This is a genomic window from Flavobacterium flavipigmentatum, assembly GCF_020911905.1.
In the GTDB taxonomy this organism is placed as follows: domain Bacteria; phylum Bacteroidota; class Bacteroidia; order Flavobacteriales; family Flavobacteriaceae; genus Flavobacterium; species Flavobacterium flavipigmentatum.
On sequence record NZ_CP087133.1, the window covers coordinates 2,534,478 to 2,556,042 of the forward strand.

Below are 21,565 nucleotides of genomic sequence, written 5' to 3' on the forward strand. Positions count from 1 at the left end.
ATTGCTAAATATTGCTTTTTTGTGATATTTTAAATCGTTTTATTCTTTAAAATGATGTTCAAAAAGGCGAAGTTTATTTTGAGTGTTCGTAAGATTTTGTTGCAAAGTTTCAATTTTGTTCAATAAGTGTGCGATGGCATCAATTCCTTCCAAATTAATTTTGAGATCGTAATGTAGCCGAATCATTTTTTCTACTGTTGGTAATTGTTCGGGATGCAAATATTGCTCTTCTTCCTGAAAAATAATGTCAATCAGACCGTAGTTGTGCAACTCTGCTATAAAAGTATCTTCAATTTCGTGATACACGCAAAATTGGTTGATTTGAATTAAGTTTTTACTGCTCATAATGTCTTAATTTAGCTAATTCTTCGAATAATTCTTTTTCTTTTAGAGATAATTTTGTTGGAGTTTTTAATTTATAGGTAATGTATAAATCACCAAACTGATTGTCTTTTTTATAAATCGGAAACCCTTTTCCTTTCAATTTGACTTTTGTTTCGGCTTGAGTTTCTTCCGGTACTTTTATTTTTACTTTTCCATCAAAAGTATTCACATAAATTTCGCCTCCCAAAATGGCGGTATATAAATCGAGGTTTACATCGGCATACAGATTGTTCCCTTCTCTTTTAAAATCAGAATTATTTTCAATAACAAAAGTTATATACAAGTCACCATTCGGACCCCCATTGGCTCCCGGTCCGCCATGTCCTGTGATTTTTATAATTTGACCATTTTCTACACCAGCCGGAATAGTGATTCGAATATTTTTTCCATTGACGGTTAAATTTTGCTTCGTAGTGTTATAAGCTGTGGCCAAATCAAGCTGTAATTCGGCATTAAAATCCTGACCTCTATATTTTGATTGACCACGGCCACTACCGGCTCTTCCGTACATAGAGTTGAAAAAATCAGAAAAATCATTTCCGGAAAAATCGCCTCCGCCAAATTCACTATAATTTTGATTATTTTGCTGTTGTCTCGATTGTTGTTGTTGATTTGGATTGTAACCTGCCTTTTCAAATTCGTCAGCATGTTTCCAGTCTTTTCCGTACTTGTCGTATTTTTTACGATTCTCAGCATTGCTCAAAACTTCATTGGCTTCGTTTATTTCCTTGAATTTTTTTTCCGCTTCTTTATCGTTCGGATTTAAATCAGGATGGTATTTTCGGGCCAGTTTTCGATACGCTTTTTTGATTTCAGCTTCCGTTGCCGCTTTTGTGATTTCTAATGTTTTATAATAGTCAATATAATCCATTTTGCTTATTTTTTAATAAAGATAAACTAAAATAGTGAAGTTAAGAATAAGTTGTTAATTATCAAAAAGATGTGTTTTCTTTTCAGATAGATGAATAAATTATAATTGATACTGCTTTTAAATTGAGCTATTTTTTTAAAGAATTTATTTTTTAGAAAAATGATCTGTTTTGGCAGGTTTTTTGTTTCCAAAAATTAGCCTAATATATTGTTATAAAAGTCTTAAAGTTGAAGTGAGTAATTAAATTATGCTATTTTTGCTTTGCTATACGATCATTTTTTAAAATTATATAAGCCGATTCGATAAACTTTTTTCAATGAAGCACATCTTTTTTTTCATATTGTTTTTTGCCTTTGCCACAGTTACAGCTCAATCAGAGTTCAACTCGGGCTTTAAAGCTATACCGGCTCCAAAGTTTAGTTCAAAGCCTAAAAAAATACCTCCTCCAGAAGCTAAAAAAACCGAGGATAATCTGGATATGCCTGCTATCAAAACACCTAACGTTTTTGAAAACACAAGTATTACGCCTAAATCTAAATATCAGATAGGAGAGAAGAAAAGTACTTTTACCATGTCTACCGAAACACATTTTGCAAATCCCGGTGATCGTTATATTCCAAAAATGGAGAAAGATTTGGATAAGGCTCTTAGAGCAGCAGGTTTGAAAGAGGGGCGTGGAGAGTTAGTCAAAAAGAATATTTCTCTGGGTGATTTCAAAACTAATTCAGCATATTTTATCGTTAAATTCAGAGATTTTGGTGCAATTGATGGTGATTTAGTCAAAATTTCATCAAATGACAGAGTCATTCTAGATCAGTTATTTTTGGATAGTAATTTTAAACAGGTAAAAATTGATCTCGCTATGGGATTTAATAAGCTTGATTTTGAGGCGTTAAATATTGGTACTTTAGGAGGAAATACAGCCGAAATACAAGTTTTTGATGATAAAGGCACATTGATTACCAATGACTATTGGGACAATCTTGCTGCAGGATTTAAAGCATCAATTATTGTGACGAAAGAGTAGGTTTTTTAGAAGAGGTTATAAAATTAAGAAAGGTTCAAAGGTACAAAGTTTTTACACTTTTAAAACCCTTGAACCTTTGTAACTTTGATCCTTTGTACCTGATATTAAAATGGATCCGCAGTCACTCTAAAATTCATATTGGCTTTTACTTTTACATTTTGTGTAAGTGTTTCTTTAAGGGTCACTTTGGTTCTAATGGTATATTTGTCGGCCTTGATATATTGATCTAGTCTTTCGCTGGTACAAATCAGGTCGATAGTATTTGAAGTTGAAGAAATATTGGTTTGATAGGCCAATTCAATCTCATCATTTGCATTTGTTGAAATGTATAAATGAATTTCTTTTAGGAAAGAAAATGATTTTCCTTCAGGATCGGTAATGCTGAGTTTTAATGTTTTGAGTTTAACATCTTTTACCAGACTCGCTCTTGTTTTATTATTTTCAAATTCGGCAGAAGAGTTGGTCGTAACATCTGGAGTTACGATTTCAGTTGGCAGATTGATCGGCGAAGTACTTTTTATTTCGATTGTAGTATCGTTCGAGATATTGAAGCTCAATAAATCATCAACTGTATTACAAGAATTTAAAAATACAGTTGCAAAAACCGCAAAGGCTATAAGTTTTGATTTCATAAATTTGTTTTTTTTAAAATACGTTTTTTTTAGAGATTCGGTTTTTGTAAAAAGACGAAGTTTCTAAGATGCTAAGTAACTAAGTTTTTTTCTTTTTTCAAGATATCAAAACTGAGAATCTTAGCAACTTAGAACTTCAGAACCTTTTTTAGAAAAAAAAATCAAAATTCCATTTTTCAAATTCGAATATAAAAAGTATTTTTGCGCATGCAACACAACGTACTTATTTTAGATTTCGGATCGCAATATACACAACTTATTGCGCGTAGAGTTCGCGAATTAAATATATTCTGCGAAATTTTCCCATACAATCACTTTCCTAGTGATTTATCATCTTATAAAGCAGTTATTTTAGGAGGAAGCCCATTTTCTGTTCGCGCAGAAGATGCTCCACATCCTGATTTATCTCAAATTCGAGGCAAATTACCCATGTTAGGGGTTTGTTACGGAGCACAATATTTGGCCCATTTTAGTGGTGGCGAAGTAGCGGCCTCAAACACCAGAGAATATGGTAGAGCTAATTTGTCTTATATTAAGGAGAATGAAGTTTTCTTTAACGGAGTTTCAGAAAACAGCCAAGTTTGGATGAGCCATAGTGATAGTATCAAGGCTTTACCAACAAATGCCGTAAAATTGGCGAGCACACATGATGTAGAATTTGCGGCTTATAAAATTGAAGGTGAAACGACTTATGCTATTCAATATCACCCTGAAGTTTTTCATTCTACTGATGGATCAAAAATGCTGGAGAACTTTTTGGTAAATATTGCAGAAGTGCCTCAAAACTTTACTCCAAATGCTTTCGTTGAAGAAATGGTAGCAGAATTAAAAGAAAAATTAGGAGATGATAAAGTCGTTTTAGGATTGTCTGGAGGAGTAGATTCTACTGTAGCAGCCGTTTTATTACATCAGGCGATTGGTAAAAATTTATATTGCATTTTTGTAAATAACGGTTTACTTCGTAAAAATGAGTTCCAAAATGTATTAGATCAATACAAAGGGATGGGATTGAATGTAAAAGGAGTAGATGCGGGAGATCGTTTTCTTGGCGAATTGGCCGGAATCAGTGATCCTGAAACCAAACGTAAAACGATCGGACGTGTTTTTATAGAAGTTTTTGATGATGAATCACACCTGATTGAAGATGTAAAATGGTTGGCGCAAGGAACTATTTACCCAGATGTAATTGAGTCGGTTTCTGTAAAAGGGCCATCGGCAACGATCAAATCGCACCATAATGTAGGTGGATTGCCGGATTATATGAAATTAAAAATTGTAGAGCCACTTCGAATGTTGTTTAAAGACGAAGTTCGAAGAGTGGGTGCTACTTTAGGAATAGATCCCGAATTATTAGGAAGACATCCTTTTCCGGGACCAGGATTATCAATCAGGATTTTGGGGGATATTACTCCGGAGAAAGTTCAGATTCTGCAAGATGTTGATGCTGTCTTTATTGATGGATTAAAATCTTGGGGATTGTACGATAAAGTTTGGCAGGCTGGAGCAATTTTGCTTCCTGTAAACAGTGTAGGAGTGATGGGCGATGAGCGTACGTACGAGAAAGTTGTAGCGCTTAGAGCTGTAGAATCGACAGACGGTATGACCGCTGACTGGGTTCATTTGCCTTACGATTTCTTGATGAAAGTGTCAAACGATATTATTAATAAGGTAAAAGGCGTGAATCGTGTGGTTTACGATATAAGTTCAAAACCACCAGCAACAATTGAGTGGGAATAGTACTATTTTTGCAATTAAGGCGTTACATTTGTAACGCCTTAATTGTTTAAAACCTACTATTTATGAAAGAAAAATTAACGATTTTATTTGTATTTCTTTTAATTTTTAACAAATCCTCTGCCCAAGATTCGTTTATCGAACACAAAATTGAAAAAGGAGAAACTGCTTATTTTATTGCCCAAAAATATAAGGTTTCGATTGATGAAATTTACAAATTCAATCCGGGATCTCAAAGCGGAATCCAAGACAACCAAATCATTAAGATTCCTGTTCACCACGAACCCAAAACACTTCAAAACCAACAAACAACGCATGTTGTTGCAGCCAAAGAAACGTTGTTTGGAATCTCAAAACAATATCACGTAACAGTTGAAGCTCTTCAAAATGCTAATCTCGAAATTCTTAGCGACGGTTTGCAAATCGGTCAGGAATTAAGTATTCCGCAAAAAATATTGAATTTTCCAAGAACCGAAGTCGCTATTTCCTCAAAAGGAATACACCAAGTTTTGCCCAAAGAATCGTTGTTTAGTATTGCTCGAGAATACAATGTTTCGGTGCAAGATTTAGAAAATTTAAACAAAGAAATTCTTCAAAACGGATTGCAGATTGGTCAGGCAATTGTTATTCCGAATAAAAGAAAAACCATAGACGGGAGAGTTCGCGTTATAAATCAGGAGACTATTTTTCATGTGGTAGAACCAAAAGAAACAAAATATTCTATTGCAAAAAAATATGGCATTTCGATTGAAAAACTCGAAAATCAAAACCCTGAAATTGTGAATGGTTTGGTCGAGGGAAATCAATTGGCGATTAATGTAAAAGAAATTAAGCCATCGAATGATAACGAAGAACTGATGTTGGCTTTGGCCGAAAAGCAAGTTGTAGTTGAAAAAACAAAAGCCAAAACGGTTGAATTGGAAGATCTGAAAGACAGATTGATCGTTCAGAAAGAAATGAATCAGAAGATTATAAAGATTAACGATTTGAATGTTAATTTGAATGAAATGAATGCTTCAAAAGAAAATTCTGTTGAAAAATTACGTCTGGTTCTTGAAGCGAACAAAAATGTACAGGATGTTTTAATGTCTAAATTAGATTCATTAGTAAATACGATGAATGACGATTTGGCAGAATTGAAAAGAATGGATGTTTTGAATGTTGACGAATCTAAAAGACTAGAAAAACTTTCGAATGAAAGCATCGGTAAAACCAGTGAATTATCCTCTCAATTAAAAAAAGAACTGGCAGAAAACAGGAAAGCATACGCCGGTTTGATGAACAAAGTAGAGCGAATTGCAGTTGAAGAAAATCAGGAATACAAGAAAAAAATTCGCGAAAGCTCAAAAAAGAATACGACAGAATCTCTGCAACAGAGACTTTCATTAGAGGATATAAAACAGTATAAAATAGAGCAGGAAAAAGGTGATGCGCAAAATCAGCTGTTAATTTCGAAGATAGATTCTTTAGATACTCAGAAAGAAATAGAGGTAAAACGTCATATTAGCAAAGCTACTTTTTACAGTATGGAAGCTCGTAATTTTGATGATAAACTGGCTTTGGTAAAACTTAAAAAATATCAGAATGATGCCATCGAAAAAGAACGGAGAGTGAACGGAGATAAGGTTTCAAAGGCAATTACGAAAGAAGAAATGGAGTTAGAACTGAAACAAAATCCTCTTAAAAACGAGAAAAATGTAAGTATCGAAGTTTATGATAATCTTAAAGAAATTCCTAATGGCTATTATTTGGTTTTAGGTACCTTTACAGAGTCGATTCCAAGAGACAAATTGATCATGAAACTAATAGATTCAGGAGATTTTAATGCTAGTTTTTTCTTTAATATTAATAGTCTTTCGTATTATGTATATTCAGAAAAATACAATAACATGGAAGAGGTTTTGTACAAATGCAAGCAAGAAGAAGACAAAGAATTGTATCAGAATATTGTTATTGTGAAGGCCGAAATTGACCTTAGGCAATAATTAAAAAAAGAAAAAAATAAGCAAGTTTTACCTGATTGGCATAAAAAATGTTACCTTGTTTTTTAAATTAGAAATTAAATTGTTTTAACCCCTATTATGAAATATTATTCGACATTATTATCTCTTGTTTTTTTTACCAGCAGTTTTGTGTTTTCGCAAGAAAAAGTCATAAAATATACTGTTTCAGGTGGAGAAACGATAAATCAGATTGCGGTAAAATTTAAGGTTACGCCTTTTGACATTTATGAGTTAAATCCAGATGCAAGAAACGGAGTAAAACCTAATACTGTATTGTTGATTCCGAGTGTGGGAGCAAAAAAAGCGAATGCTAAAGGAAATTTAGTTGAAAAAAATGTAAAAGGTAAAGTAACACATAAAGTATTGCCAAAAGAAACACTTTTTGGTATTGAGAAAAAGTATGATGTTACAGATGAAGCCCTAAAAGCCGCTAATCCATTTTTAGTTTCAGACGGATTGCAAATAGGACAGGAACTCATTATACCGTCTAATAAAAACACAAAACAGAATTCAGTTGCGCCTGTAAAGACCAATTCGGGCTCAGGAAAATATGTATATCACGATGTGGTAGCAAAAGAAACTAAGTTTTCGATTGCGAAACAATACGGAATTACTATCGAAGAACTGGAAAAACGCAATCCTGAAATTGTTTTGAATTTACCCATCGGTTTTCGACTGACTATAAAAGGAAAAGCTCCTAAAACGGAATCGGCTACTGTCACTACAAATGTTGCAAAACCGGCAGAAAGCAACAAAGCAATTTCTTACATGCAGTATCAGGTAAAACCAAAGGAAACATTATATAGTTTATCACGAACTTTTCATCTGTCTCAAGAAGAATTAGCGGTTTTAAATCCTGCTCTTGCTGAAGGACTAAAAGAGGGAATGGTTTTAAAAGTTCCAACAGGATATGTTGAACCAGCTCCAATAGTTGAGCCGCAACAATCAACTCCCGATTTGGTAGAAGAAAAAGCTGGAGAAAATAGTGGTTCTATAAAAATAGTGGAAAAAGTAAAATCGGAAACGATTTCCGTTAATCCTGAAGTGGTTGAATTGACCAAACCAAGAGGACAAAACGATCGTAAAAAGTTGGTCTTGTTACTGCCTTTCAATTTGGCAAAAATGCAAAATGATACGGTAAGTGCCGCAAATCGAATAAAAAACGATAAATTTTTGAATATGACACTTGATTTTTATTCAGGTGCTATGATGGCAATAGATTCGGCCAAAACCTTAAAATTACCCATCGATGTTGATATTTATGATTCGCAGGAAACCAAAAGCAGCTCGAATATTTCTGGTCTGATTGCAAAAAACAAATTACAAAATGCCAATGCTGTGATAGGACCTTTTTATCAAAGTAATGCAGAGGATGTGGCTAATTTATTGAAGATGTACAACGTGCCTGTTATTTCGCCGTTATCGAAAGACAAAGCCAATCCGATCGATAATTTGTATCAATCGGTTCCAACAAATGATGTGGTTCGTAATGCTGTTTTTGACTATATGCGTTCTAAAAACGGAAATATCGTAGCCGTTGTGGATAAGAAAAAAGAGTCGGTTATCAGTTATATCAAAGAGCATCAAAAAGGAGTAGTTTTTGCATCTTTGAATGAAACAGGCGGTCTTGATGTTGCTCAATTAAAAAGTCTATTATTGCCTAACAGAATAAATTATGTGGTAATGGAAACAGGTAACACTGCGATGGTAAAAACAACTATCAAAGCAATGCTGGATGCGCAAAAAACTTGTGAGGTACAATTGGTGATTTTAGAACCTAATACTACTCTTGATACCGATGAGATTAATTTTGAGAATTTGATTAAGTTAAAATTAATGTATCCTTCTGTAAGCAGAGAAAGTGATGATCAGACTGTTTTAATTTTTGAAAAACAATACAGATTAAAAAATAAGGTCAATCCCAATACTTTTGCAACCAGAGGTTTTGATGTGACTTTTGATGCGATGATGCGTTTGATGCAAGGAAAAACGTATCAAGAAACAGCCGATTTAATGACTACAGAACAAGTAGATAATAAATTTCAATATTATAAAAAAGAAGATGGCGGACACGCTAACAAAGGTGTTTATATTTTGTATTACGACACCGATTTAACATTAAAAGTAGCGAATTAATATGACATCAAAAGTAACCTATTTAGGCGATTTAAGAACAAAATCAATTCATGTGCAATCAGGAAGTGAAATTATTTCTGATGCGCCATTAGATAATAACGGAAAAGGGGAAGCTTTTTCTCCAACGGATACTGTAGCAAACGCTTTGGCAAGTTGTATGATGACAATTATGGGAATTAAAGCTCGCGATTTAAACATCAATATTGTATATTCTAGTGCAGAAGTAACTAAAATTATGAATGCCGAACCAAGAAGAATTGGTGCTATCGAGATTGCTTTTAATATGAAAGGCGAGGCAGATCAAAAAAATAAAACTATTTTAGAAAGAGCTGCAATGACTTGTCCTGTATTTTTAAGTTTGCATCCAGAAATCGAAAAACGAATTAGTTTTAATTGGAATTAATTTTATAAAAAACATATTTACAAAAAAAGGGTACCTTAATAAGTACCCTTTTTTCATTCTAAAACTAATCAATACTAACTACTCAGAAAACTCTAATTTTTTTAATTTATTCCAGGCACCACGTGTAAAATCTGGAATTTCTACCGGAGCAGAATTATTATCAAGAGAGATTTCTGTCAAAGGGCCTAAACAAGACCATTCTGCCAAATCATACACATCCATGTCTAACGGAAGTCCTTTTTGAAGGCAATAAATCAAACGGTAATCCATTATAAAATCCATTCCGCCGTGACCGCCCACTTTTTTGGCTTTTTCTTCAATATTTTTTACAATTGGATGTTTGTATTTTTCCATCAATGCTTTTTTTACTTCCTCAGGAACAAAGGAGTGAGCACTCAATTTCTCATGATTTGGTTTGAGATCATCTCCCAATTCTTTTCCGTCTAAGGCATAACCTTCAAGTGGGTATTTGTTGGCAAACCCTTTTGTTCCGCTCAACTGATACATTCTGCTATATGGTCGGGGTGATGTTACATCATGCTGAATCTGGATTGTTTTTCCGTTTTCGGTGCGAATCATCGTCATCGTATGATCTCCATTTCTAAAATCTTTAATTTCTAGTCCTGATTTTTCTTTAATATAAGCTGGGTTTCCAACGGCCTTTGTATCCATCGAAACTAAGAAATTCATTTTATCGCCACGATGAATATTCAGAGCCTGGCAGGCTGGTCCCATTCCGTGAGTGGCATAGATATCACCTCGGTGTTTGATGTTGTAATCCATTCTCCAGTTGTTCCAGTATTCTCCCCAAAACGGTTGAAGCCCGTGAATATAAGAGCCTTCTGCGTGAAGGATTTCTCCAAATAAGCCTTGTTGCGCCATGTTTAAAGTAGTCAATTCAAAAAAGTCGTAGACACAGTTTTCTAATTGCATGCAATGTTTACGAGTTTTTTCTGAAGTATCAATTAGTTCCCAAATTTCCTTCATAGTCATTGCTCCAGGCACTTCTATAGCAACATGTTTGCCGTCTTTCATTGCTTGCACGCCAATAATTGCGTGATGCTTCCAGTCGGTGGCTACGTAAACTAAATCTACATTGGGTAAAGCAGTCACTTTTCTCCAGGCATTTTCGTCTCCAAAAAATTCCTGCGCTTTTGGAAACCCTTGTTTGGTTAAAATTTCGTTAGCCGATTGTGTGTTTTTTTCCAACATATCGCAAAGAGCTACAATTTCTACACCAGGAATATGCGTCATTCTTTCGACAGCTCCGGGACCGCGCATTCCAAGTCCAATAAAAGCCACACGGACGCTAGGTAACGGAGCAGTAGCAAGACGTAAAACATCTTGCTGACCTTTTGCACGAGCTAGCGCTTTGGTTTTTATTATTTGTGCAGATACAATTGTCCATCCAAACAAAAGACAAGCGACTAACATGAATTTTAAAATACTAGTTTTCATAATTGAATTAATTTTATTTGAAATATTGATAATCAAAGTGCTGACTATCGGTAAAATATGTTTTTTTATTCTTTTTTTTATTCTTTTTTTTATTCTTTTTTTAATTTGAAAATTATGGCAAAGTACTGAAATTTATTTCTGGTTTTTTATTGTTTAAAGGTCTTGTAAAAGTTGTATTTGGAGTGGTATAATTATCGAAGAAACCTCCGTCTTTCAAATAAAAAGAGCCATTATCTAGTCCGCCTGCAAAGTCCATTCTGTATTCTTTTTCACCTGTATTATCAGTTGTAAAACGAACCGAATTGATTTCTGTCCAAACACCTTTTTCGTTACAAATCCATTGATTGTTAAACAATACTTTACGCGATAAATCTCCTTGTTCAGGAATAAAATTTTCTAAAAAAGAATGAAATCTTTTTAAATAGGTATTTGTTTCAGGACGATTAAAGCTCGCAATTAATAACCATTTATTAAGTTCTGGTGCAAAAAAATAGGCTGTATAAGTTGTCGTGTTGTTCGCTTGTGGAATTCCGCGAAGCAAAAATTTATAGGTATTTCCTGCTTTCCAATTGTATTTGAGATAGCTTTGTCCGCCAGATCCTTCGTTTCCAAATTCGCCTGTAATAACATTTTCGCCTTTCTTTAACAGTTTAATTTTATGAGAATCCGGAATAGTAGTCGGGTCATCGGTTTCAAAAGGACTCCATATAGAAAAAAGAACTCTTCTTTCGGTTGCAGAATTTACCTGTATTCCAAAATATCCTTCACCAAAACCATTTGCCATAAAGTAAGAACCAATTTTATCTTCGTTTTCAGGAACCTTAATTTCGTTATAATACCATTCGGCATTGGTATTTTCAGGCACTTGGTAATTCAAATGAACCGAAGGACCTCTGCGTCCCCAATGAAAAAAATCACCTTCATTATTAGGAACATAAGCAATTTTGCCATCATAATCAGGACTACTAATCGTGAGACGATTAATAGACGGAAAACGATTTTCGGTTTTACTAATTCCTTTTATTTTGACTGCTACATATCCTTCCTTAGCGATTTTCCAACTTCCAACTGTAATCGTTTTTTTTGAATTAGCATCTATTTTTATCTTTTTAGATTCTCCATTAATGGAAAATTCAAGTTCGGATGTACCAAAAACTTCGATAGGTTCTTCAACAGTAATCTGAAAAGTACCTGCTTTATAAATTCTAAAGTAGGCCGTAAAATACTCACTGGCATCACTCCAGTTTTCGATGCCGTTATCTGTAATTGTTGTACTTTCCAGATGTTTAGAGCTGTAGGCATTTCCTGCTAAAGGTAACGAAATTTTGGTTTTTGGATTTTCAATAGCAATTTCTTGTATAGTAATATCGTTGTTATCGGCGCAAGAAAAGGATAATAACATTGAAGTTAAAACTAAGTAAAATTTATTTTTCATCTTTTTGATTTATTGGTTTACATGACTTCTTCTTTTTTTTTAATACAACCTCCCTAATGTACTAGTTTAGAGAGGCTATATTATCAAAAAACAATAAAAACTAAAAACTATGGATTCTGCGTTAGAGTACCTGGGTAGGCATTAATCTCAGACTGCGGAATATATTGTATAACTCTTGGGCTGGAAGCAGGAACATCAACCATTGGTGTATGCGGACCGGGATAACGGCGCGTCATCGTTTGTCCGTTTCTGTACACATCATAACCACGGTGTGCCTCAAAAGCTAGTTCCAGCTGGCGTTCTTCGTCAATACGCTGTACCGCATTTGTACTATTTAAAGAAGTATAACCTCCTCCTAGAATCGCTCTCTCCCTGATAATATTAAGATTAGTCAAAGCATTATTATAGTCTCCTTTTTTAGCGTAAGCTTCGGCCATATTCAAATACATTTCTGCCAATCTGGAAATGATCGGTGAGTGCAAGTGCGAATCATTATTCTGTAAAGAGCATTTTGTAATGTAAAACATTGGATATACACGATTTAAGAGCATCATGTAATCTTTTTCACCCGTGTAAGTTCTACCTTCATAGACAATAGAATATTGATTTTCGGCGGCATTTACCGTAGTAAGATTATAGTCGGTGGTTCCAATAGTGATATAATACGAACCATTTGTATTGGTTTTTAATGGCTGTTGAATATAATTGTACCCAGTTTGCACGCCAGAACTATTTTTGACATCAACGACAAAGCGAAAGGCTTCGGTTTTGTTTCCCGAGGCATCTTCGGTATATTGCGGATCAATAAAGGCCCAGCGCGCATCTTTTTTCAATCCTGCTTTTCGAAGCAAATCAAGATATTCTCCGCTGGCATACATTTCGCCCCAACCTTGCCCTTGAATGTTAGCGTACATTCCGCCAATTCCATAATAATGGTCAAATCCTGAATATTCTGAGGCAATTCTTTTTATGGCAAAAATAGTTTCGGTTTGTTCTCCAGCATCAGGTGCATAGGTATTGTATTTCATAAAGTTAGCTCGATTTAACAAATTATATCTTCCGCTGGCGATCACTTTATTGGCATATTCTATAGATAGTGTTGCAAATTCCTGATTTGGATTTTCATACGTACCGCTCATGTACAAATACACTCTCGAAAGCATGGCCTGTGCGGCTTGTTTGGTGGCATAAACGGCAGATTTGTTTACCGTCATTAAGGCTTCGGCTTTTTTTAGATCGCTGATAGCCTGAGCATACGTGTCTTTTACACTAGAACGGTCAGGTAAGGCAAGATTGCTTAAATCAGCAGGTAAACCATTTACAATTGGCACACCTAAATTGGTGTCAGGTGACTGTGCATAAGGTCTTCCGTAGGTACGGCATAAGTAAAAATAGATCATGCCTCTTAAATAATAGGCTTCTCCTAACTGTTGGTCAACAGCGGGACTTTCGCCTTCCGGAATTATTTTTATCAAATCGCTTGATTGCGAAATGATTTTGTAACCGTTATTCCAAAAAGTAGATAATCTTCCGTTGTCAGGAATATGTTGGTAGGAGATAAAAGAGTAGAAAGAGTCAGTAGAAGTTCCTCTAATCATAATGTTGTCCCCGGGATATTCTCCGACACGGTGCATAACATCAGACCAACCTTTTAGCTGTGCGTAACATCCGTTTAATAAAACTTCAATAGAAGCTTCTTTGTCCTGTTGTATTTTGTCTTGTGTGTAGGAGCCAAAAGGTTCTCTGTCTAACTCACAAGAAGACAGGAAACTAATTGCTATACTTAATAATAATATCTTTTTCATGATTTTGTTTTTTAAAGAGTTAGATTGAGTCCAAGTGTAATTCTACGGGTCTGAGGGTACATTTGAGTTGCAACACCAGAAATTACGTATTGACCAGTTCCGCTATCGTAATTAGGAGAAAGTTCTGGGCTTACACCAGAGAAATGTGAGATTGTAAATAAGTTTTCTCCCGCAACAAATAATCTTAAACTATTAATATTTAATGTTTTAATTGGTAAGTTATAACCAAAAGAAACACTTCTCATTTTTAAGTACGTTCCGGTTTCTAAGAAGCGAGAAGAAGATTTGTTGGAGTTACTTGGATTATTATAAATCGCTTGCGGGTGTGTAGCAATATCACCTGGTTTTTCCCAACGACTCCATCCGCTATGCAAATTCATTTGGTTTCTGTCTGTGTAAGCACCATCCGAATCAAATTCAGCTCTAGCGTAGTTGTAAATTTCACCTCCAACAGAATAACTAAAAATAGCAGCAAAATCAAAGTTTTTATAATTTAAAGTAGTCGAGAACCCTCCAAAGAAATCAGGAGTGTAAGAACCAATTACTTTTCTAAATTTTGAGGCTTCACCATAACTGTATGTTTTTACACGTTCTCCGGTAGCATTAGTAGTAAACCATTGTGGCTTACCGTTTTCAGGGTCAACTCCAGCCCATTCTGTTAAATACCAGCTATCTACATCGTAACCTGGTTTTAGTAGTTTTGAAGCAGAACCAGCTACACCACTGCCGTCTCCAACAATGATTTCCTGACGGTCTCCGTAAAGGCTTGTTACTTTGTTTTTGTTTACGCCAATATTGGCATCAACAGACCATTTTAGGTTTTCATTTTTTATAATATCTACATTAATAGAAGCTTCAAACCCTCGATTATTTACAGCACCCACATTCCTCCAGATACTCGTAACACCAATAACTCCTGGTAGCGGAACCCTGTACAACAAATCAGAAGTGTTTTTGTCATAATAATCAAATGTTATGTTTACTCTATCAAAGAAACTCACATCTAGACCTACGCCTGTTGTATATGTTTTTTCCCAGCTCAGATCGGGATTTCCTAATTGCGAGATCAAAGCTCCAGGATTTGCATCATAACTTTCAGAGAAAGAATATAATGGTAAGTGTCCGTACAAACTATTTGGACGATTACCCACAGAACCGTAGCTGGCTCTTAGTTTTAAATTAGTAACCCAATCTGCTTTAAAAAAATCTTCGTTATGAATGTTCCAACCACCGCTTATAGAAAAGAAATTACCATATTGCGCATTTTTTCCAAAATTGGAAGCACCATCACGACGAAAAGAAAATTGTGCTAAATAGCGATTATCATACGAATAATTAACGTTTGATAATAAGGATTGTACCGCCCATTCAGAACGGTTTCCGCCTACTTTTTCCGGAATTGCAGCAGGATCAGTTACGATAATTCCGGGAGGAATACCAGTGGCAACCGCACGACTGGATTTAGAACTGTATTCATTCCACTCATAACCCGCAATAGCATTTATTTCATGCTTATCAAATGCGGTATTGAATTTTAATAATTGATTGGTATAAAATCGGTTAAATGTGCTAAAATTATCTTCAATTCTACCTTTTACAGCCAAACCAGAAGAAGATCTCGGATCAGAATAAGAAGTTGAATTGGCATTGCCAAAAATATAATTGTTCACAGATGCAAAAGTCAGCCATTTCGTAAGTTTGACATCAAAATCAAGATTTGAGCGCACGTTGTAATCTTCAGATTCATAGAAATTCCATTGCAAGTCATACAAGTAGTTAGATCCGGTCGTATTTACCCAAGTTGGGTTGGGTGCGTTTCCTACTAAAGTTCCGTCGGGTAAGTAAGGGCTATCCCAAGGCATATTTCCGTACAAAGCGCCTACAGAATGTTGTTGGTCATGTACTTTTTCTTTTGTTAAATTTACCTGAGGTCTTATTGTTAGCCAGCTGTTGGGCTTGTACTCAAATTTCATGAGACCGTTATATTTTTTATAATCATAGCCTTTTATAGCACCTGTTTCGTCATAAACTCCCACCGAAACATAACTTTTAAAGTTTTCTCCACCACCACTAATAGACAAGTTATAATCTTTGGCAATGCCGGTTTGTGTAGCATTGTCCCACCAATTGTAGTTTTTATTGCGTAAATCTGGATTCCACCACCAAACATTTTCAAAATCTTGTTTGTTCGAAAATGAGTCATATAAATCATATAATTCTTCTCCGTTCATGATTTTAAAATTCCCTGAGTTTAGGGTTGCCATAGCCGTTTTTGCCGAAAAATTGATCACGGCTTTGCCTTGTTTCCCGCTTTTTGTCGTAACCACAATAACACCGTTGGCACCCTGAGAACCATAAACAGCTGTAGATGCTGCATCTTTCAGTACCGTTAAATTTTCGATATCTGCAGGATTCATGTTCGGAGAACTGTTTCCTACGATCACACCATCTACTACCCAAAGAGGATCGGTGCTGCCATTTACGGTACTTCGGCCTCTAATTACTACTTTAGAAGCACCTCCAGGCTGCCCACCACTTGTGCTTACAAATACACCAGTTGCTTTTCCTGCCAATAAATTTTCGACGGTTGGAGTCGTTACATCCAGTAGTTTTTTATTGTTTAAAGTTTGCAGAGAACCGGTCAAGCTTTCTTTTTTTACTTTGCTGTAACCTACCACAATTACTTCGTCCATAAGTTTTCCTTCCTCCTTCATGATAATAATCAAGGGATTATTTCCAGCAGTCACTTCTTGTTCTTGCATTCCTAAGAACGAAAAAATTAATATAGAACCTGCATTGGGAACTTCTAGTGCAAAACTGCCATCCATATCTGTTTGTACTCCAGTTGCCGTGCCTTTTACAGTAACATTGACACCGGGAATCGGTACTCCTTTTTCGTCAATTACTTTTCCTTTTACTATTTTTTGTACAAAGGATGTCGTTTCATGCGTTCTTATTTCTTTGAGACTTGTTGCATTTGCTACTTGAAAAGCCATCGATAATACCGATAAAGTGATCAATTTGATTGTTTTTCCAGGACCCTTAATTAGCCGCAAATTTCTTGGTTTTTTTTGGGATAATAGTTTCATGTAGTTGAGATGGTTTAGGTTAATAAATTGGTTTTGTCGTTGTGTTTTTCAATAAAAAAAGGATGAAATTGTTGTTTTTTTAAATAAAAATGTTTGATGGTAAAGTGATCAAAAAACAGGTGTTTTTTTACTTCCTAAAATTTATTATTGGACGAAACTATCGATTATATTTTTATTAAACAATAAAAAACAGAAAAAATGTGCTCGAACACACAAAATTCATGTTCTCGAGCACATAAAATTAAGTAAAACGTTTTTTTAAACCCAAATTGATATGTTTTTTCTAAAATAAAATGATTAATGAATAGTCGTTCAGAAAGCATTTTATTCAGTAAAAATATTTTTTATTGAATTATAATAGTTACTATGGTGTTATTTTGATAATTATGTAATTACTAATCTTTAATTTCAACAATAACTTAATTTTTTAGAGATGAATTTTAAAGCTCAATTGTGAAAAATACTTGCTCTTTTTCTGGTAAAATGTTTCTCAAAAAGCAGGTATTTTTTCTCTACAGTTTTATAGTATCTTAGCAAAGCAAAAAAAGGTAGAAACTAAGAGTCGTTTTGTTTCAGATTTGAAAAGGAAGAAACAGTTTTTTTGTGTTTTAATTCTAATGAAAATTAAAAATTAATGAGTCAAATTTTAAAAGAATATCAGGTGAATTTTATCGAAAAAAAAACACCTTATTTTGATGAATCGTTTTGGAAAAAAGCAAATTGTTTGACAGATTTTTGTTCACCTTGGGAGAAAGGTGAGTTTTCTAAAATTGAATTTAGAGGACTTTGGAATTTAGAAACTCTTTTTTTTAAATTTAGTGTTTTTGATACTGATGTTTACATTGACACGACAGACGAAAGTTTTAAGAGTATTAGCAAATCAGATCGGGTAGAATTATTTTTTAGGACAAACCAGGATATCAATCCCTATTATTGTTTAGAAATGGATTCCGCTGCAAGAATAATGGATTTTAAGGCTTTTCCTAATAAAAATTTTGATGTAGTATGGAAATGGCCTAAAACAGATTTACAAGTACGATCTTCAAACGATACTACTTCTTTTAGCGTAGAAGGCCAGATAAGTCTAAAGTCTCTGAAAGCCTTGGATCTCATCAAAAATGATACTCTCGAAGTTGGTGTTTTTAGAGCGAAATTCAATAGAATAAATGATTTGCAATACAAACCAACATGGATCACTTGGGTCGATCCGGAGACGGCTGACCCTAATTTTCATATTGCCTCTTCTTTTGGCAGATTTATTTTGATAAAATAAAATTATGAAATGTAAAAAGAGGCATTTTCAGCATTAATAATATCAATTGGCAATACTATCGTTTGAGGGATTTCTTTACCGTACAAAAAGTGTTCGACTAAAGTTGCAACTCCTAAATAAACTTGTCTTTTCTGATTTTGATGAATTAAAAAATGAATTGAACCCTGATTGAGATGGGTAATATTTTTGTGTATCAAATCATAACCAATCAATGCAATTTTTTTGCATTTTTCTTCAGGAAGAAGCGAGGCAATTTGATATGCTTTTGAGGTAGTGATAAAAATTCCTTTCAAATTGGTGTTTTCAACAAGGAAAGCTTCCAGTTTTGCCTCAATATTAGAGAATTTTAATTTTAACGTGGTGATAGTAAAATTAGGATTGTTTTTTTCTTCAAAATAATTCCTAAAACCCTTTTCTTTTTCCTGCATGTGAACAGCGTTTTTCACACTTTCATCGATATGAATAATGGCAATTTGGCCTTCGGAAACAATTAAACTCATTAAACTTGCAGCAACTCGGCCACTTTTGTGCAAATCCTGACCCACAAAACTTTTTATGACATCCGATTCGACTTGATTATTAAAAGTATTGACAATAATATTCAATTCCTCGTATTGTTTCATGACTTCCAATGTTTCTTTATGAAATAGAGGAGCCAGCAAAACGGCGTCTGGAGCTTGCGCAATAACAGTTTGGTTGGTATTTACAAAAGATTTTTTGCTTTCGGGATTAAAAAAATGTGTTTCAATATTCACATTATAAGCTTTAAATTCTTTTTTAGCATCGTCAATTCCATTGATACACGGAAGCCAATAGGGGTCAAAATCAGGATCCGGCAATAAAACACAAATGTGGTAAACTTTATTGTTTTTGAGGTTTCGTGCAATAAGATTGGGTTGGTAATCAATTACTTTAAGTACTTCATTTATTTTATCAAGTGCCGTAGTGGAAACTTTTCCTCTATTGTGCAAAACACGATCTACAGTTCCCTTTGAAACTCCTGCAAGTTTGGCAATATCCTTTATTGTGTACTTTTTATCCATATACGCAAATATAACAACTTTGATGGAATTTAGTATCCTTATTTTTTTTCCTATAACTAAAGTGTGCTCGAGAACATTTGCAAAGTGTGTTCGAGCACATTTTATTCATTTTGTTTGTTTTATCAAAAATTATTAGCTAGTTTCGTAGAATTAAAACCAAAATCCAAAATCAATTTTTAATCTAAAATCAATCTAATTCATTCAATTACATTGGTTTAATCTGCTTTTTTAATGAAGAAAATAATATCATTAGCTCCCGGTCGAACCTGTCTCTTTGGAGATCATCAAGATTACTTGGGATTGCCTGTTATAGCCTGTGCTATAAATCGAAATATACAATTGATTGCGGAAGAAAACGAGAGTAGTACTTTTGTTCTTAATATGGTGGATATTAATGAAATTAGGGAAATTAATATCAACGAAACTTTTACAGAATTAGAACCACGAGATTATTTTGCATCGGCTTTGCGTGTTTTACGCAGACATGGCTGCATTCCTACGGTTGGTTACACAATTACTGTTTCAGGAGATATCCCAATAAATTCGGGCACTTCAAGTTCATCAGCATTATTAATGGCGTGGATAAAATTTCTTATCACTGCTTTTGGAGTAGATGAACCCGTTACGCCCGAATTTATTGCGCAAATAGGTTATGCTTCTGAGGTTTTAGAACACGCAGAACCAGGTGGAATGATGGATCATTTTAGCATAGGAGTCGGAAATATTGTTTATATAAATACCCAAAATCCTTTTTCGTATAAAATCATCGGTACCGAACTAAAAGGTTTGATTACAGGAGTTTCCGGGATTCCTAAAGAAACCATCGGGTTGATTGGAGAGCTAAAAGGAAATGCGCTTATAGCTATTGATTGTATCAAACAAGAGTTCCCCAATTTTGATTTGAATATGGCTAACATCGAAGACTTGGATTTGTATCGAAATTCTTTGCCTGATCGCTTAATTCCGTATTTCGAAGCTGCAATTATGAATTATGATTACACCAAAAAAGCGCTGAAAGAGTTTGAAAAACCCGTTTTAAATCTTCGAAAAATTGGTGAATTAATGAATCGACATCATGAAGTTTTACGCGATTTGTTAAAAATCACAGTTCCAAGAATTGATTCGATGATCGATGCAGCCCTAAGAGCAGGAGCTTACGGTGCAAAAATTGTTGGTTCCGGCGGCGGCGGCAGTATCGTTGTAATTGCTGATCCCGATAAAGAAAACTTGGTTATTCAAGCCATTTTAGACGCTGGCGCGGCAGCCGCCTATCCAGTGTGTGTAGATCCGGGAGTAAGAATTGTCAAGAATAGTTAAAATAGTATAATTTTAAAAAAAAACAAAATGCATAAAAAATTAGTTATTTTGGCGGGTGGCGCATCTTCGCGAATGAAGAAAGAATCAGTTGCCAAAAATTTGACAACAGAAGAAATTGTACAGGCAAACGAAAGAAGTAAAGGCTTAATTGGCGTTGGTGCGCAAGGAAGACCTTTATTAGATTATCTTTTATTGAATGCTAAAAAAGCGGGTTACGAAAAAATTTATATCATCATTGGCGAACAAGGTGATTTGTTTAAAGAATTTTACGGAAACCAAAATGCCAATAATAATTTTAATGGGCTAAATATTTCTTTTGCAACACAATATATTCCAGAGGGTAGAGTAAAACCATTTGGAACGGCAGATGCTTTGTGGCAGGCGGTTAAACAGTTTCCAGAGCTTAATGCCGATGAATACGCAGTTTGCAATAGTGATAATCTGTATTCTGCCGAAGCGTTATATGCGCTTCGTCGTACCGAAAGTCCAAATGCATTTATAAGTTATGATCGTGATGCTTTACAGTTTTCATCTGAAAGAATTTCGCGTTTTGCCATTGCTAAATTAGATGAAAGCAACCGTTTATTAGATATTTTAGAAAAGCCTTCGGCAGATGATTTAGAACATTATAAAGATGTAGAAGGCAAGATAAGAGTAAGTATGAATGCTTTTAAATTTAATGGTGCTATGGTATATTCTTTCTTGAAAAATTGCCCCGTACATCCTGAAAGAGATGAAAAAGAATTGCCAACGGTACTTTTAAATGCTCTAAAAGAATTTCCAAATAGTACCGTAGGAATCCCTTTTTCAGAGCATGTCCCGGATTTGACTGCCAAAGAAGATATTGCTGATGTAAAAGAATATCTCAAAAAACATTATCCGGTCTTAAATTGGCAAATTTAAAAACATTCAAAATCTTGATTTCTAATTTAGAAAATAAAAATAATTGATACAT

General features: G+C 34.5%; 16 protein-coding genes. 8 read left to right on the forward strand and 8 right to left on the reverse strand.

What is annotated here, in order from left to right; all coding sequences use genetic code 11:
* Positions 1-39 precede the first annotated feature (39 nt).
* A complete protein-coding gene (locus LNP22_RS11035) occupies positions 40-345 on the reverse strand; it encodes a chaperone modulator CbpM (protein WP_229973504.1) in 306 nt (101 codons plus the stop codon).
* Complete coding sequence (locus LNP22_RS11040) at positions 335-1,255, reverse strand: DnaJ C-terminal domain-containing protein (RefSeq protein WP_229973505.1); 921 nt, start codon at positions 1,253-1,255, stop codon at positions 335-337. The genes LNP22_RS11035 and LNP22_RS11040 overlap by 11 nt, the downstream gene beginning before the upstream one ends.
* Positions 1,256-1,571: 316 nt before the next feature.
* Here LNP22_RS11040 and LNP22_RS11045 point away from each other — a divergent pair, with 316 nt between their 5' ends.
* Positions 1,572-2,282, forward strand: coding sequence for a hypothetical protein (locus LNP22_RS11045; protein ID WP_229973506.1), 711 nt, complete (start codon positions 1,572-1,574; stop codon positions 2,280-2,282).
* Positions 2,283-2,386: 104 nt separating this feature from the next.
* On the opposite strand, the gene LNP22_RS11050 is transcribed toward LNP22_RS11045, so the two are convergent.
* Positions 2,387-2,914, reverse strand: coding sequence for a hypothetical protein (locus tag LNP22_RS11050; RefSeq protein ID WP_229973507.1), 528 nt, complete (start codon positions 2,912-2,914; stop codon positions 2,387-2,389).
* Positions 2,915-3,121: 207 nt separating this feature from the next.
* Here LNP22_RS11050 and guaA point away from each other — a divergent pair, with 207 nt between their 5' ends.
* The 4 genes from guaA to LNP22_RS11070 all read left to right on the forward strand — a co-directional run bounded on the left by guaA (position 3,122) and on the right by LNP22_RS11070 (position 9,190).
* Positions 3,122-4,651: a glutamine-hydrolyzing GMP synthase gene (guaA, locus tag LNP22_RS11055; RefSeq protein WP_229973508.1), complete on the forward strand. Its 1,530-nt coding sequence runs from the start codon at positions 3,122-3,124 to the stop codon at positions 4,649-4,651.
* 62 nt (positions 4,652-4,713) lie between these two features.
* Positions 4,714-6,633, forward strand: coding sequence for a LysM peptidoglycan-binding domain-containing protein (locus LNP22_RS11060; RefSeq protein WP_229973509.1), 1,920 nt, complete (start codon positions 4,714-4,716; stop codon positions 6,631-6,633).
* Positions 6,634-6,729: 96 nt separating this feature from the next.
* Entirely contained in the window at positions 6,730-8,787 is a 2,058-nt protein-coding gene (locus LNP22_RS11065; RefSeq protein WP_229973510.1) for a PBP1 and LysM peptidoglycan-binding domain-containing protein, read from the forward strand.
* Between the two features lies 1 nt (position 8,788).
* On the forward strand, positions 8,789-9,190 hold the full coding sequence (locus LNP22_RS11070) for an OsmC family protein (RefSeq protein ID WP_229973511.1): 402 nt from the start codon (positions 8,789-8,791) through the stop codon (positions 9,188-9,190).
* A gap of 78 nt (positions 9,191-9,268) precedes the next feature.
* Here LNP22_RS11070 and LNP22_RS11075 read toward each other — a convergent pair whose 3' ends face one another.
* The 4 genes from LNP22_RS11075 to LNP22_RS11090 form a co-directional block, all read right to left on the reverse strand.
* Complete coding sequence (locus LNP22_RS11075) at positions 9,269-10,624, reverse strand: Gfo/Idh/MocA family protein (protein WP_429670533.1); 1,356 nt, start codon at positions 10,622-10,624, stop codon at positions 9,269-9,271.
* A 136-nt stretch (positions 10,625-10,760) separates the two neighbouring features.
* A complete protein-coding gene (locus tag LNP22_RS11080; RefSeq protein WP_229973513.1) occupies positions 10,761-12,083 on the reverse strand; it encodes a DUF3472 domain-containing protein in 1,323 nt (440 codons plus the stop codon).
* Positions 12,084-12,190: 107 nt separating this feature from the next.
* Complete coding sequence (locus tag LNP22_RS11085; protein WP_229973514.1) at positions 12,191-13,888, reverse strand: RagB/SusD family nutrient uptake outer membrane protein; 1,698 nt, start codon at positions 13,886-13,888, stop codon at positions 12,191-12,193.
* Positions 13,889-13,899: 11 nt separating this feature from the next.
* Positions 13,900-16,884 carry a SusC/RagA family TonB-linked outer membrane protein gene (locus tag LNP22_RS11090; protein WP_229973515.1) on the reverse strand — a complete coding sequence of 995 codons (2,985 nt, stop codon included), beginning with the start codon at positions 16,882-16,884 and terminating at the stop codon, positions 13,900-13,902.
* A gap of 727 nt (positions 16,885-17,611) precedes the next feature.
* On the opposite strand from LNP22_RS11090, the gene LNP22_RS11095 reads away from it, so the two are divergent.
* Positions 17,612-18,250 (forward strand): sugar-binding protein, encoded by a 639-nt coding sequence (locus LNP22_RS11095; RefSeq protein WP_229973516.1) that lies wholly within the window; start codon positions 17,612-17,614, stop codon positions 18,248-18,250.
* 2 nt (positions 18,251-18,252) lie between these two features.
* Here LNP22_RS11095 and LNP22_RS11100 read toward each other — a convergent pair whose 3' ends face one another.
* On the reverse strand, positions 18,253-19,293 hold the full coding sequence (locus LNP22_RS11100; protein ID WP_229973517.1) for a LacI family DNA-binding transcriptional regulator: 1,041 nt from the start codon (positions 19,291-19,293) through the stop codon (positions 18,253-18,255).
* Between the two features lie 231 nt (positions 19,294-19,524).
* Between LNP22_RS11100 and LNP22_RS11105 the strand changes: the two genes are divergently transcribed.
* Both LNP22_RS11105 and LNP22_RS11110 read left to right on the forward strand, forming a co-directional pair.
* A complete protein-coding gene (locus LNP22_RS11105) occupies positions 19,525-20,610 on the forward strand; it encodes a GHMP family kinase ATP-binding protein (protein ID WP_229973518.1) in 1,086 nt (361 codons plus the stop codon).
* Between the two features lie 27 nt (positions 20,611-20,637).
* The gene (locus tag LNP22_RS11110; RefSeq protein ID WP_229973519.1) at positions 20,638-21,513 is read left to right on the forward strand and encodes a sugar phosphate nucleotidyltransferase; all 876 of its coding nucleotides are present in this window, start codon (positions 20,638-20,640) and stop codon (positions 21,511-21,513) included.
* Positions 21,514-21,565: the final 52 nt, after the last annotated feature.